Below are 14,493 nucleotides of genomic sequence, written 5' to 3'. Positions count from 1 at the left end.
ACGATCTATCCTGTTATGAATAGATTGTTCACAGCTAATGATCTGATTTCTTGGGAAACAAAAGAGAAATAACGTGCAGGCCATCTCTATAGCTATATACAGCATTCAGTCCATACTGATTGGCAATCGCCTTTACGATAGCCAATCCCAATCCCGTGGATTGCTTATTCGCTGAGTTCTTATAAAAGCGGTCAAAAACTCTTTTTACATCCAGCGGCTCCTGTGCACCTGTATTCGCAATCTCGAGTCTGTCAGCATAGGTGGCAACTATGACTTTCCCCTGTTCAACGTTATGTACAATCGCATTTTTCAGGAGATTTACTATCAATATCCCTGCAAGATCTTCATTCATAGATAACTGCAGCGAGGGATTATTTTCTGTAAACTGAACCTGCACACTCTTATGCCCTGCCAGGTCTTCAAATTCATGTATCAGAGAGGCGATCAGTTTATTGAAGTTCACCACCGTCGTGTCTAAATACTGGTTATTTTCTATCCGGGTCAGTAAGAGTAAAGTCTTATTCAGACGGGAAAGCCGTTCCAGTCCTTTCATCACCTGTGAGACAGCGGTCGCACCTTCAGGGGAAAGAGGTTCATTTTCCAGTAGTAGTTCCAGTCTGTTTAAGCTGATCGCCAGGGGTGTTTGTAGTTCATGAGATGCATTCTCCACGAACTGGCGCTGACCAGAGAAAGCATCTTCTGCTCTTGCTACCAGTGATTCAATGGTCTCGTTCAGTGATGCAAACTCTGAAATCTTTGTGGGCGTTGTTGTAATACGGGTATTCTTCCCTAACTGGAACTTTTCAATCTGGCGGATAATGGCATAAAATGGCCGCCAGACTTTCCTTAACAGTAAGTTATTGATAAACAGCACACTCAGTAAGAGTGCCAGATACAAAAGAATAATACCATAAAGGATATTTTTGATCAGGGTATCTTCCTCTAAAGTTGAAGTAGTCACTTCAAGCCTGTAATAATGGCCATTCAGTTCAAAAGCGGAGCTTAATCTCCGGGCAGCAATCGTTTCCCCGTCCTGTTCAATTGTGTTGTCCTCATATCTGTCGCGGATCTTCAGCGCTTCTTCTTCTCCGATCTCCTGTACCTGAAAGAAGTTACCCGATACTGATAAACGTGTTAATACAGCAGCATCCTTTTGTGCAGATTCAATAAAATCAAGTTTATAATTACTGAGATTCCGGTCCAGGCTCTCCCCTATTTCCTGCCTGATATGCAGATAAAACAGCACTCCCCACAAAACAATAATCGATAGCAGTGCTATTGCCAGATATTTCAGTGTATAATTGTGCAGTTTCATGCTTCCAGCTTATACCCCATCCCATACATCGCGCTAATTTTAACTTCTGCGCCGCTGTCCTTCAGTTTCTTTCGTAAGTTTTTTATCTGGGAATAGAGAAATTCAAAATCATCAGCATCGTCCATATAGTCTCCCCATACCTTCTCTGCAAGGGAAGATTTGCTGATCAGACGATTCCGGTTTGCCATGAGATACACCAGGATATCAAACTCCTTTCTGTTCAGCGTCATGGGTATATCATTCACATGCGCCATAAACTCATTGAGATCCACCTTTATATTTGCGCATTCGAGGATATTCTTTCCTTCAAATGTCTTTCTGCGCAAGACCGATTTAACCCGTGCATTGAGTTCTGCAATATGAAAAGGTTTAGTCAGATAATCATCTGCCCCGAGGTTCAAACCCCTGATCTTATCATCTACTGAATCTTTTGCTGATATGATGATCACATTCTCTGACTTACCTATATTCTTAAGGTGTTCCAGTATCTGCAGCCCATCACCGCCTGGCAACGTGATATCCAGTAACACGCAGTCATAGTCGTAAAAACTGATCTTTTTCAATCCTTCCTGAAAGGTATCAGCAGTTTCCACCAGGAATCCCTCCTTTGCAAGCGAATCTTTCACTACTTCCTGTAAATCCGTTTCATCTTCTATCAGCAGTATATTCATTACCCGGGAACGTTTTTAGTCTTGTCTATTGATGGAATTTCATAAAATAGTCCAGGCAGCAAAGTTCAGGCCCAAATCTGGAAAGAAACTGGAATTGATAGCTGTAAACCATTACGGGATAGGAGAAATGTTTACTTTATTGCATTGATCAGGGCTTCTGATATCCTGAAAATATGATCAAGCGCTACTGCGGCAAACCCCACGACGAGCACACTTGTCAGCTTCAGACTAAATGCCTTTACCAGGCGCTTATCCCTGATATTCTTCCATACTATCGGAAAGTCTACCAATGCGCTGGCCATCGATGAAAGGATGGCTGTACTACCAGCCAATGCAGGTGAGATCTGTCCATGAGACGCCATGGTCGCCGCTGCGGCTGTGGTACTGGCACTGCTGACCAGCCCTCCCAGAAAACCAGTCGCCAGCAGGCCACCCTCTCCCAGCATGCGGGTTAACAAGGTGCCCCCTATCTGAATAATTAAAAATAACAGGCCAAATGATAGGATTTTCTTTACCGATATTGGAGAGGTTAATTGAAGCTCCTGCTCCACTTCTCCATAGGCTGCCTCCTGCTTCAGATCGCGCCAGATCCAGAAACCGGCCACACAGGACATTGCCAGGAGGGGCAGTAAGGTCGCGGTCAGGGATAATGGCACAAAAATGGCCGCCAGTATCATATTCCTTGTAAACATGGAAATATTGATGATACTTGACAAAATCGTGATCCTTGAGGGAGTACCTGATTCCTCCACTCTCGTAGTCATCTCCGCTATCGTAGCGGTACTGTTGACCAGTCCTCCGAAAACAGCGCCAAGATACAGCCCCTTCGAACTGAATAATTTCAGGAAAATGTAATTGAGAAAGCCGATACCCGCAATTGCTATAATACTGACCCAGGCATCACTTAGATTGACAATCTCCCAGCGGTCAATATAGCGGTCAGGCAACAATGGATATATAACAAAACCAATCAACCCAAGCAGGATGGCACTTCTTATCTCTGAAGGCTGTAATCCGCCGGCAAACTTCCTTAATTCTGATTTCCAGGCGAGCAGCATGGTGATCACAATTGCCGCCGCCACCGGCGTAAATATGTGCCCCTTGCCAATCAGCACTCCAAGTATATAACACGCGATCAGCGCCGCAGAAGTGGTCATTTCCGAACTTCTGTCTGTCAGGAAACTCTTCAGGTTAGATATAATGATCAGCAGACATACTGCGGCAAGTCCTGCTACAACCAGACTGGTATCTATCTGCATGCATAACATGCCCGTCAGTGAAACGATAGAAAATGTCCGGATACCGGCCTCTTTATGCGACCAGTTTCTTTCAAGGCCAATCAGCATACCTATACCCACGGCGACTGCAATCTTCATTGCAATGGACAAAACATCAAAATGCTCTACCTGATCATTCAACGCTACATCTATTTAAGTTAACAATACATTTGTCCCCTGAATATAATCAATCTGGCATGAATGTGCTCTGCACCCTGATACACCAGATACAGATAATGTGCCTGCATATAGCACCTGTCTTTACCCGCACAACATCATATCCACACCGAAACTGATAGTACCATCATCAGCGCATATTATTCCATAGCCATCCTCCTACGTGCCTGTACCGTCCTTATTACCATCCAGGTAACATCCTTTACGAACCATACCGAATAAAGCCCTCATCACCTGCACACTATTCCATCGCTCTCCTCCAATGTGCCTGCACGGCCCTTATCTCTGCCCAGGTCACGTCTTCTCCCAATCGTGCCTTAATCGGCCCTGAAGCAGTCACACCCAGCTCCTTCACAAGCGGCAATATCATGGCCAGTTTTTTATCACCTACAAAGCGGTTCACCTGTAATTCGTCATTAGCAACACAATCCGCAAGATGACTCTCTACCGTACTCAGTGCCAAACCACGTTCTGCAGAGATCTCTGCCAGTGATTTACCGGCGAGGTACAATTCAAGGGTGCCTCTCCGGCTGCCTCCGGCCTCACGTTTCTTGCCCGCTTTCTCCTTTTCCTTAGCCTTCTCCTCATTAGCTGGCGCACGCAGTGTGCCATAGTCTGGCAACCCTTCATTGAATTTCAGGTTCCCGTAACTTGCGTCAGCAAAAAGCTGTAACCTGTTCCAGAGGAAATGTTCCAGTCCTGATAATTGCAGCACATATTTTTTCACTTTGGCAATACTCTTCACCAGGTCTCTTTCCCTTCTGATCGGCTGTATGAACCCTTCGTATATTTCATTTGTAAAGTATGCCACTGCCTTCCCTACACGCTCTTTCAACAGGGATGTATTCCCATTCAATAACACATCTTTCAGCAGGGGATCCAGTTGTTGCCTGAATTTTAGTCCTACTTCGTGCAACTGAGCACCCCGCTGCTGCAAACCACGGCTCAGTGTCACCGCGCTTTCCATACCGTTCATTTTCTTGTCTCTCAACCAGGCAGCATGTTGTTGCAGTTCCGTCAGGATCTTTTCCGCTCCGAATAACTTCAGCAGCTGTTCTGCCCAGAAAACCATTTTCTCGCTATCCAGCAGCAGTTCCAGTTCATCTTCCTTATGGAAACCGGAAGAGAACTCCTGTACCTGCTGATCCGTACGGATCGCACCAGGGTGAATACGCGAGTGTAATACCAGTCCGTCCAGGGAAGTACAGCGGCTCAATGCCACATAAACCTGTCCGGGGGCAAAGGCATTACCTGCATCTATAATAGCTTTTTCAAAGGTCAGGCCCTGACTTTTATGGATCGTGATCGCCCAGGCAAGCCGGATAGGGTATTGTTTGAAACTACCCAGTTCTTCCTCGTCGACGGTTTCTTCTGTCTTGTTCCAGGAATAACGAATATTCCGCCAGGTCTCTTTTTCAAGCACGAGCGTGTCCTCGCCACCTGCCAGTTTCACGACTACCTTATCGTCTGATAGAATATCTATCACCGTACCCAGTTTACCGTTAAAATACCTGCGGGGCTCTGCCACGTCATTTTTGATAAACATGACCTGTGCGCCCAGCTTAATACGCAGGTCCATATCGGTAGGCAACGCCTTATCGCTGAAATCTCCACTGATCTCACCCGTGAATGTATGCATCTGTCCGGGCATAGCGGCCAGACGGGCATTATTGATCTCATCTGCGCGACGGTTATGCGTTGTCAGTACGATATACTGTTCGTCATCGCCGGTAAAATGAGGCAGATAACGCTGATTCAATATTTCCAGGTCATCCCAGTCCAGTGTACTGTTACGTACACCATTGAGCAGATTGATGAAAGTTGCTTCATTCTGCCGGTAGATCTTGTTCAGTTCGATGAACAGCGGCGCTGACTGCCGCATCACCCTGGCATGAAAGAAGAATACGCTCTCATAATGATCTTTCAGGAACTGCCATTGATCATCCGGCATTACCGGTGGCAGTTGATAGAGGTCTCCGATATACAATACCTGCACACCTCCGAAAGGCAGCAGCGGTTGTCCCCGGAAATGACGGAGAATAGCATCAATAGCGTCCAGTGTATCGGCACGCACCATGCTGACCTCGTCTATAATCAGCAGCTCCATCTCTCTCAGGAGCTCTTTTTTATCATGGTTAAATCGGATGTTACGGAAAAGCGCATGTGTATCAGTCACCCCGTTGTTCACACCAAAAAGATGTGCATTCGCGGGCACATAAGGACCAAATGGCAACTGGAAAAACGAGTGCATGGTCACACCTCCTGCATTGATCGCGGCAACGCCTGTCGGCGCTACTACTACAGTATTTTTAGCAGTATGCTCCCGAATGTATTTCAGGAAGGTAGTTTTACCCGTTCCGGCTTTACCTGTCAGAAATATGTGGCGGTTGGTATGATTGATAAAGTCTGCCGCCAGATGAAACATCGTATTTGTAGTATCCGGTTGTGGCATCTGAAATTTGTAAGATTAAAAAAGCTAAGCGACAAAAATAAGTAAAATTCTCTATGGACGACTAATCACCACTGTCCAATCCGGACCACTCTTTACCTGATGGCGCGCCGCAAAGTCACCCATATTCACTGCAAATGACACATTTAGCAGGCTATTGAGGTATAAAAGCTGTTCGCCCTCAGGCACAGCAGCAAAGGTGTTAGCCAGCGGCATTGTACCGTTATAAATCTGTTCACTCCCCTTGTAGATGACCACCTTCAGCAGATCACCCGGTTTTACCTGCATTTTTGCAAAGGTCTGCTGATCTATGTTTGTCCAGATATTGCCATACTGCACATCCAGTACCGGGATATTCCCCTTTACAGCACCATCCGCATACACAGGCTGCTGAAAAGAAATCGTTACGACCGAGTCTGCCAGTTTAGGTCCTACCTGCTCAAAGCTGATCTTACCGGCAGCCAGTTTACCTGCTGTGAAAGCATATACATCCCTTCCATGGAAAGTATAGGAAGCCCCTGAGTTTTTCCGGCGGTTGACCGCCTCGTCAATCTGCCTGATTTCCGCAATTCCCAGCTGTTTTGCCACCAGGGTCAGCGTGCCGTTATCAGGGGTGACAAAGAAATGGCCGGTTTTCGTCTTGAGTACAACAGAGCGTCTGTCTGAACCCACACCAGGGTCCACCACGGAAACAAACACCGTTCCCGCCGGCCAGTAAGGTGCGGTCTGTTGCAGACGATAAGCCGCCTCCCAGATGTTATAGGCAGGTATTTCATGTGTGAGATCGAACATTGGAATATCAGGTGACAGACTGTACACCACTCCTTTCATTTCGGCGACAGCCCCATCCTTCAGTCCGAAGTCCGTCTGAAAGACCAGTGCGCGCTTTTGCGCAAAGCAGGAGCAGCAGATAATAATCAAACAATGGAAAAGAAAAGTATGTTTCATCGGCGCAAATTAGCAAATTCTGCCACAATATTGGCTGAGCATGCCTGCTCAGATTTGTATGGTATTTGAAGTGATTAAGAAAGAACGCTTTAGATTTCTTCACCACCAATAAATACTCAAAATGAAAAACGGTTATCACTTCTACAAGGACTGTATCGAGATCTGCCTCCGTTGTGCAGCCATCTGTAATCACTGCGCCTCTTCCTGTACAGACGAAAAAGACGTCACCATGATGGCCCGCTGTATCCAGCTGGATATGGAATGTGCCGCTATTTGTTACGCTACCGCACAGTTAATGAGCCTGGGAAGCGCAAATGCAGTACAAATTTGTTCAATTTGTGCCGATATTTGCGAAGCATGCGCCGCAGAATGCAGTCAGCACAGCAACAAACATTGCCAGGAATGTGCTGAAAGCTGTAAACAATGCGCCGAGGCATGCAGAAAATTACTCGTATCCTGATGGACCAACTTACCCAGATAAAAGACTTCGCCGGACAGGCGCACGGCAGCCAAAGGCGTAAATTTGCCGACGAACCGTATATCAACCATCCTGTAAGAGTGATGGAAATATGCAGGGCATACATCCCAGATCTTCCGGTATTGTCAGCAGCCCTGTTGCATGACGTACTGGAAGATACTGCCGTTACGAAGGAAGAATTATCAGACTGGCTGCACAAGACCCTGTCTTCCGCAGACGCAGATCGTGCACTCACCCTGACCGTCGAGCTGACAGACATCTATTCAAAGAAAGATTACCCGCATTGGAACAGACGCAAACGCAAACAAATGGAAGCTAAGCGCCTCGGCCAGATCAGCGCGGCAGGTCAGACAATAAAGTATGCTGATATCGTCGATAATGCCAATGACATTGCCAGTGCCGATGCTGATTTCATTCCGACCTTTCTGCATGAATGTCGGCAACTGCTGAATGTAATGGAAAAAGGAAACCCTGAACTACGGCAGCGTGCCATGGATATTGTCAATAAGCACCTGTCTGCAGCAGATAAACATTAGTAGTTAACAAGGTTCGCTACAGGTTAACCTTTGCGTATAGTTTATATCAGACATCTGCCAGCGATGAAGAATCGAATTCTTAGCTATAATAGCGATAGATAAGGCTTAAGTGCGCCCTATCTGCAATAGCTCAAAATGTCAGCTCTCCATTCTGCAAACCACCTGGCATTAACTCCATCAACTGTGGCCTGCAATGCAAGGACAAATCCAGCGCTATGGTAGCCGTAAATAGTCAGCTAAACTGAGTTACAGGCATGCCTGACCAGGTATTGCCAACGTATGTCTACCTGACGAACAGGCTACAATAACAAATACGATCTATTCATATCGTAACGCCTCTATCGGATCCAGCCGGGAGGCTTTCTGCGCAGGATAATATCCAAAAAAGACACCTGTCAGCGCACATACCATAAAAGATAATATAATCGAAGATTCAGACACCAACGTTGGCCAATGCAAGAAATAGGTGATCAACCACGCAGAAGTAATACCCAGTACAACGCCGATCAGCCCACCGGTAATACTGATCATGATCGCTTCTATCAGGAACTGCATCAGTATATCTATCCCTCGTGCGCCAATAGACATGCGCAAACCGATTTCCCGGGTACGTTCTGTTACCGACACATACATAATGTTCATGATACCGATCCCGCCAATCACCAGGGATATACCGGCGATAGCAGTCAGCAGAATTGTCAGCAGATTACTGGTAGAACTCAGTGTATTGATCAGTTCTGCCATGGTCCTCACCTGAAAGTCGTTTTCATCCGCATCCCTCAGACGGTGAGATTTTCGCAGGATGGTCTCAATTTCTTTTGTCGCAGCATCTGTCGCGGCCTCACTTACTGCGGAGACATATAGTGTCCTGAAATAGATAGTAGCCAGGATACGTTTCTGCACTGTAGTATAAGGCGCTAATATCACATCATCCTGGTCCTGACCGAAAGAACTCTGTCCTTTGGCAGCCAATATACCAATCACCTGGAAGGGAATATTATTGAAACGGATAATTTTCCCTACAGGATTGTCTCCATTAGGAAAGAGGTTACTGACAACAGTCTGCCCCAGCAGACAAACCTTCGCGGACGCCCTCACATCTTCATCTGTAAATGGCACCCCATCCTGCAGACTCCATTTCCTGATATCCAGATATCCCGGCGCAACGCCCTGTATACTGGTGGGCCAGTTAAAGGCGCCGTTGATGGATTGTCCGCTGGAATTGGCAGCAGGTGAAATCGCACTGATATTAAGTGCCTGTTTCTGAATCGCCTTTACATCTTCTATGGTCAGTGTCTGCACACTCGCCCCTTCCAGTCTGGCGCCCCCTGTCACATTACTTGCCGGCAGTATGGTGATCATATTTGACCCCATACTGGATAATTGCGATTGTATACTTTCCTTTGAGCCTTGTCCGATAGCTACCATTGCGATCACCGCCGCCACACCGATAATAATACCGAGCATGGTCAGAAATGCCCTCAGCTTATTCCGCTGCAGCGCCTTTAAAGCAATCCGTATCAGGTTAAGAATATTCATAATCAATAATCATCCGCTGGTGGTAATGACGCCAGCGCGTCTTTTGCCGAGCGTATATTTTCGTTGACAGTATCTTTTACCACTTTGCCGTCGCGTAACATTACTGTACGGCTGCTGAAAGCAGCGATATCCGGTTCATGCGTTACGAATACGATCGTTTTCCCCTGTTCCCTGTTAAGCTCCTGCATCAAAGCCATGATTTCATAGGAAGTACGTGTATCGAGGTTACCCGTTGCCTCATCCGCCAGGATCATCACGGGTTCATTTACCAGTGCACGGGCAATGGCCACACGTTGTTGCTGACCACCTGATAACTGATTGGGTGTATGTCCCAGACGTTCTCCCAGCTTTACAGCTTCCAGGGAATGAATCGCCTTCTGCCGGCGTTGTTCATGTGTGATCTCCATGTTGTACAGCAATGGCAGTTCTACATTCTCCAGTGCCGAAGTACGGGGGAGCAGGTTATATGCCTGAAATACAAACCCGATCTTCCTGTTCCGCAATGTAGCCAGATCATTCCTGGACAGCTGGCCAATATTCACACCGTCCAGCAGATAATTTCCGTCAGTCGGTTTATCCAGGCAGCCCAGTATATTCAGCAGCGTGGTCTTACCAGATCCGCTACTCCCCATGATGGTTACAAACTCCCCGGCGAAAACATCAAAAGATACGCCTTTAAGCGCACGAACCACCTCCGTGCCCATCCGGAACTCCCGTTTGATATTTTGTATTTCCAGTATCTTTTTACTCATCGTCTTCTTCTTTGAGGCATGAAAGGACTGGCTTGTCCCCCGCTTCCAGCCGTGCCTTTTTTACCGCTCAATTCCTGCATACCGGTAATCACGTCTTCGTCGGGCGATAAACCAGCAATCACCTCCGCATGGGTATTATCATTCAATCCTATTACTACCTTCTTTTGCAACAGGGTATCTCCCTGCCGCACCCATACATAGTTAGCTGCCTCTCCCAGTTTCTTCTCCGACCCAGGCATATTCCTTCTGATCGTATCTCTGTTCCCCCCTGTTACCGGTGTTGCGCTTTTCCTGCGCTCTGTTGCTGCCGGTGCTACAGCGATCACTTTAAACTGCCCTGACAAAGCAGAATCCGGCTTAAACATCAATGCCTTTGAAGGAATCAGCATTACATTATCTTTCTCAGACGTATAGATCGTCACTGTCGCCGTCATACCCGGCTTCAGTTTCATACTTTCATTAGAGGCGCTGATCATGGTGGTATAGGTCACTACGTTCGCCGACACTGACGGACGTAAACGGATCTCCTGCACCTTTCCGGCAAATTCTTCATCCAGATAGGCATCTACCGTAAAAGACACCCGCTGGCTATCCCGCACGTTGCCAATATCTGCTTCATCCACACTGGCCTGCACCTGCATTTTGGTAATATCTTTTGCCAGCACGAATAAGGTAGGTGTATTAAAGCTCGCGGCCACCGTCTGACCAACACTCACACTTCTGTTCAGCACCACGCCATCTATAGGAGAATAGATCTCTGTAAAAAACAGGTTCCTTTCTGCTGTCCGCAAAGAGGCCGCAGCACTTTCCACACTGGCCTGGGCCGCCTTATTCAGATAGGTTGCGTTGTCATAATCTGCCCTGCTGATGGCGCCTACCTTATATAACTGATCCTGCCTTTTATATTGTGCCTGCTGGTATATCAGCTGACTTTGTGCATTCGCCAGCGTGCCTTTATTCCGGTCTACCTCTGCCTGAAGCAATACCTTATCCAGTTCTGCCAGCAACTGTCCTTTTTTTACCGGCTGATTAAAATCCGTGTAGATATATTTAAGAATACCGGAGACCTGTGTACCCACAGCAACCGTATCCACAGGTTGTACGGTCCCCGTGGCAGTCACGCTGGTGGATATATGACCATATCCTGGTTTTTGTGTACTGATCACCACCTGACTTTCTTTTTTGCGGAAAAAGAAGTACCAGATGGCAAGTGCGGCCAACAGTACTATTATTGTAATGACGATCTTTCTCTTCATTCCTTATTATTTTATACTATAAATGGACTGGCACGCCCCTGTAGAAATCATATATCCTGATATACAGCGCTGCTGCGTATTTGGCCTGAATGTATGATTGCATGGACTGGACATAGAGATTTTTCTGTTGCAGCACTTCCACGGTATTCGCTGCACCTATTTTCAGCTGTTCATTGGCAATCCGGTATGCCTCCTGCGTATAGCGCAACTGTTCAACGGCTGCATCATACTGTCCCTGTGCATTCTGCACATTGATGTATGCACGTTCCACTTCCTGTGACAGATTGGTACGTGTATTCTGTAACGTCAGTTCGGCCTGTCCCACGCCTATTTTTGCTTTTTCCTCATTCACCCTGTTTGCACGGCGGCTGAAAATAGGTACCGACAAGGTCAGTCCTACCTGCTGATAAAAGTTGTTATCCAGCTGTCGTAGAAAAGAGTAGTTGTCATTATGCGCATAACTGGTCCCTAATCCGGCTCCTGCAGTCAATGCCGGCAGGTATCCTGCCCGCGCCTTCCTGACATCTAATGTAGCCACCTGCACACCCAGTTCGCTGCTTTTCACTTCAGGTCGTGTATCCAGTGCTGTCTGCTGGGCGTCAAGTAATGGCGTCAGCAAGGCATTCCCCATCAATGTATCCGGTTCCACGATCTCAAAAGGCGTAACCGTCGGTAACTGTAACAGTTGTTTCAGCACCAGCAAATTTTGCCGGTGTGTATTTTCAGCTGTGACAAGTGTATATTTATCATTGGCCAGCTGCGCCTGTAACTGAACAAGATCTTTCAGTGCGACTGCTCCTACATCATAAAACTGTTGCTGTTGCTGTACCTGTGCGCTGGAGGTAGCCACCACGTCCCTGACATACACGATATTCTCTTTAGCCAGCAGAATATTGAGATAAGCCTGTGTGATCTGCAGGGTAATATCATTTTCAACAGTTGCCACATCCAGCCCTGCAATCTTTACCAGCAGGTCTTTCTGCTGGATATCCGTCTTCAGATATCCTCCATTATACAATATCACTGATGAATTCAGCGAACTACTACCTGAAAACCGCACACCCGATTTCAGGTCACCGGTAACCGGATCGATCGTCTTACTCTGTATCAACGAAGGGGATGCACTGGCAGAAAGATTGGGTAGCACAGCGGCTTTAGACAGCTCCAGGTCCTGCTGACTGCTAAGGCGGTTCAGCCGGTAACTGTTTAATGTAATATTATTGATCTTTGCGTAGTCCAGACAAGCCTGCAAGTCCCATTTCTCAGGTAATTTCACCTGTGAAGCGGTGGTGTCCTGTGCATATGTAGGAACTATTCTGAAAATCAATATCCAAAAGAGGAACCGATGTATATAATTGCTGAACATATACTTGCATTTCCGGTAGTCCGGTCTCAGATAAGGCCTAAAAAGCGTGCCACAGCGGGCATAAGCGGCTTAAAGATGGCTTAAAATCCATGAGTGTCCGGTTATACCCTATACAAGGCATATAACAGCAGAATACCGGAAATAGTTGAAGACAGACTAACAAACAACGAAGCTGTATATTGTGTAAACGTCCCCGAAAGAGACCTACATATTGAGGAGAACAAGCGTCGGTCGTCTGCACCGCTATCTATACCAGATAAAAACAACGAATAACAGCGTTCTATAAATACTGCGCGTACAATGTTCAATACACCGGCATCAGCTAACCTATATCATGCATCCTGCACTACTTCCCGTAAGATCTTTTCCGGTGCGACAAGCGGCAGAACAATCGCCCCCATCAGATCATTCCTTCCCCTTTCATATAACAATCCCCGTGTATTATTATAGGCAATACCAATCAGGTAATTCTCCAGTTCCGGTGTAATTACTGCTGGCTTCTCAGCCGTCTTTGTCTTCCCCGGTCCTGCTTCCACCAAAAACACCGTCTGGGTTTCAATATAACCCACCGGGAGCATCTGCGTACCTTTTCCGGTTCTGATATAACCTTCCGCCTTTATTACCACAGCTATTTTCTTAACAGCCGCCTGGTACCTTATCACAGCAGCAACTCTCAGTTCACCGCTATAATGTTCCTTCTCCTCAACAGGATTATATGCTTTGTAGGTAATGATCGAAAGGGATTCCAGTGTAGTGCTGAATACAGACATAAGTTTACAGATATTAATACTTCTTCAATACAAAAGGCAGGGACAACATCTGCCCTTCCGGAATTTTATACAGGGGGTTACTTACTTTCACCTCCTGTATATCCCGCTTTGGTGCGATGCTGCTCAGTGGCACCACCACCGCATTATCAGGATGTAAGCGTCCCATCACCGTCCTTTTACGGCCGCTTTTAGGGATCTCAATAACTTTTACGCCGAGCGCCAGATTGATCTTTGCGATCGTATCGAACGTAAAGTTATGTGTCCCTCTCATCCATTTGCTGATCTCTGACTCTGACTTGCCCAATGCCGCCGCCAGCTCCCGGTGCGACATACCTTTCATTTCCAGTATCGCCTCGATACGATCAACAACATCAAGGCTCATAGCAGCTCTTTCCTGCCCATACGCAGGCACTGCATTCATTGCATCTTCGAAAATTTTACTCATAACAATCTCCAATTTTAAAATGTAATTACCTTCAAACTGTTTGTTAACGATTTTGAGATCTCCGGAAACAATACGCTGTGTGATCTGGGTGCTTAAAGCATTCACTAACTCAAAATGAAACAGACAATCTTTACTTTGCTGTACCTTCTGTGTGATCTTTACACAACCATTTCCAAGAATAACGATGTCTCTGGTGATCCTGCTGCAATAAAGCCTTACATCTCCTGATGTATAGGGCGGCGGTAATGCCTCTGCAGCTTTTTCGTGCCGGAAGTATTTTGCTTCCGCACCTCTGTTCATGCCCATCTCCCTGATAACAGACATGATATTATGATAGTCCTCTCCGTATGCCGGTTCATTAAATGTGGTCACAAACTTCTCTACTTCACACAGGTCATCTCCATCAATATGAAATGAATAATAAGTAATCTTATTCATTGTCATTACCGGTCTTATTTTACCGTTTAAAAACTTCACCTTTAAGTTAAGTTCAAAAGTACAACAATAGCCAGTG

The 14,493-nt window shown here is 46.4% G+C and carries 13 protein-coding genes; 2 read left to right on the top strand and 11 right to left on the bottom strand.

From position 1 onward, the window contains the following. Positions 1–34: 34 nt before the first annotated feature. The 5 genes from BMZ72_RS02180 to BMZ72_RS02160 all read right to left on the bottom strand — a co-directional run bounded on the left by BMZ72_RS02180 (position 35) and on the right by BMZ72_RS02160 (position 6,837). Positions 35–1,315 (bottom strand): sensor histidine kinase, encoded by a 1,281-nt coding sequence (locus BMZ72_RS02180; RefSeq protein WP_089804804.1) that lies wholly within the window; start codon positions 1,313–1,315, stop codon positions 35–37. Further along, positions 1,312–1,986, bottom strand: a complete 675-nt coding sequence (locus BMZ72_RS02175; protein ID WP_089804802.1) for a response regulator transcription factor — start codon at positions 1,984–1,986, stop codon at positions 1,312–1,314. The genes BMZ72_RS02180 and BMZ72_RS02175 overlap by 4 nt, the downstream gene beginning before the upstream one ends. A 131-nt stretch (positions 1,987–2,117) precedes the next feature. Next, positions 2,118–3,404 carry an MgtC/SapB family protein gene (locus BMZ72_RS02170; RefSeq protein ID WP_089804800.1) on the bottom strand — a complete coding sequence of 429 codons (1,287 nt, stop codon included), beginning with the start codon at positions 3,402–3,404 and terminating at the stop codon, positions 2,118–2,120. A gap of 277 nt (positions 3,405–3,681) precedes the next feature. Then, the gene (locus tag BMZ72_RS02165) at positions 3,682–5,892 is read right to left on the bottom strand and encodes a helix-turn-helix domain-containing protein (RefSeq protein WP_089804798.1); all 2,211 of its coding nucleotides are present in this window, start codon (positions 5,890–5,892) and stop codon (positions 3,682–3,684) included. A 51-nt stretch (positions 5,893–5,943) separates the two neighbouring features. Next, entirely contained in the window at positions 5,944–6,837 is an 894-nt protein-coding gene (locus BMZ72_RS02160) for an SAM hydrolase/SAM-dependent halogenase family protein (RefSeq protein ID WP_089804796.1), read from the bottom strand. A gap of 121 nt (positions 6,838–6,958) precedes the next feature. On the opposite strand from BMZ72_RS02160, the gene BMZ72_RS02155 reads away from it, so the two are divergent. Beyond that, positions 6,959–7,297, top strand: a complete 339-nt coding sequence (locus BMZ72_RS02155) for a four-helix bundle copper-binding protein (RefSeq protein WP_089804793.1) — start codon at positions 6,959–6,961, stop codon at positions 7,295–7,297. After that, complete coding sequence (locus BMZ72_RS02150) at positions 7,273–7,851, top strand: HD domain-containing protein (protein WP_255373079.1); 579 nt, start codon at positions 7,273–7,275, stop codon at positions 7,849–7,851. Before BMZ72_RS02155 ends, BMZ72_RS02150 begins: the two co-directional genes overlap by 25 nt. Positions 7,852–8,169: 318 nt before the next feature. Here BMZ72_RS02150 and BMZ72_RS02145 read toward each other — a convergent pair whose 3' ends face one another. From BMZ72_RS02145 to BMZ72_RS36895, 6 genes are all read right to left on the bottom strand, one after another. Continuing rightward, entirely contained in the window at positions 8,170–9,390 is a 1,221-nt protein-coding gene (locus BMZ72_RS02145; protein WP_089804791.1) for an ABC transporter permease, read from the bottom strand. A gap of 2 nt (positions 9,391–9,392) precedes the next feature. Continuing rightward, a complete protein-coding gene (locus BMZ72_RS02140; protein WP_089804788.1) occupies positions 9,393–10,142 on the bottom strand; it encodes an ABC transporter ATP-binding protein in 750 nt (249 codons plus the stop codon). Further along, complete coding sequence (locus BMZ72_RS02135) at positions 10,139–11,398, bottom strand: efflux RND transporter periplasmic adaptor subunit (protein WP_089804785.1); 1,260 nt, start codon at positions 11,396–11,398, stop codon at positions 10,139–10,141. The genes BMZ72_RS02140 and BMZ72_RS02135 overlap by 4 nt, the downstream gene beginning before the upstream one ends. A gap of 16 nt (positions 11,399–11,414) precedes the next feature. Further along, positions 11,415–12,764, bottom strand: a complete 1,350-nt coding sequence (locus tag BMZ72_RS02130) for a TolC family protein (protein WP_089804783.1) — start codon at positions 12,762–12,764, stop codon at positions 11,415–11,417. A gap of 332 nt (positions 12,765–13,096) precedes the next feature. Continuing rightward, complete coding sequence (locus BMZ72_RS02125) at positions 13,097–13,534, bottom strand: hypothetical protein (RefSeq protein WP_089804781.1); 438 nt, start codon at positions 13,532–13,534, stop codon at positions 13,097–13,099. Positions 13,535–13,547: 13 nt separating this feature from the next. Continuing rightward, positions 13,548–14,417 (bottom strand): helix-turn-helix domain-containing protein, encoded by an 870-nt coding sequence (locus BMZ72_RS36895; RefSeq protein WP_255373078.1) that lies wholly within the window; start codon positions 14,415–14,417, stop codon positions 13,548–13,550. Positions 14,418–14,493: the final 76 nt, after the last annotated feature.

It is taken from the genome of Chitinophaga sp. YR627 (assembly GCF_900114995.1).
Taxonomy (GTDB): Bacteria; Bacteroidota; Bacteroidia; order Chitinophagales; family Chitinophagaceae; genus Chitinophaga.
Note: the sequence above shows the minus strand (reverse complement) of the source record. Positions and strands in the feature narration are given on the sequence as shown.